General features: G+C 66.8%; 1 protein-coding gene. It reads left to right on the top strand.

The window, feature by feature from the left end; genetic code table 11:
• Positions 1-170 precede the first annotated feature (170 nt).
• Positions 171-410: DegT/DnrJ/EryC1/StrS family aminotransferase (locus C3488_RS39785; protein WP_181139394.1), on the top strand; the 240-nt coding region annotated here is incomplete at its 3' end.

The following is a 410-nucleotide window of genomic DNA, read 5'->3' as shown; positions in this document are numbered from 1 at the left end:
TTACAGCGCCGATGGTACTGCAGGGGGGACCCTGTGGGAGAGTAGGACACCGCCGAACAATTCTTCAGAGCGGGTCCCCGAACTTCGGTTCAGGGATCCGCTCTTTTGCGTTGCCCGTCACTTTGCGTTCACATTGCCGGACCAGCATCGCAGCCATGGGTACTGCTGGAATGCTCATGGCCGCAGGTGTGGGCCGCGGCGACGAGGTCATCGTGCCGGCGTTCGGCAACATCGAGGTGGCGGAGGCCGTGGCCTCGGCGGGTGCGACGCCGGTCTTCGCCGACATAGACCCGGTGACGTACTGCCTGGACCCGGCGACCGTGGAGGCCGTCGTGACCTCCCGGACCGTCGCGGTCGTCGTGGTGCACCGCTTCGGACGACCGGCCGATGTCGCCGCGCTTCACCGGGTC

Source organism: Streptomyces sp. Ru72 (assembly GCF_002920635.1).
Taxonomy (GTDB): domain Bacteria; phylum Actinomycetota; class Actinomycetes; order Streptomycetales; family Streptomycetaceae; genus Streptomyces.
Note: the sequence above shows the minus strand (reverse complement) of the source record. Positions and strands in the feature narration are given on the sequence as shown.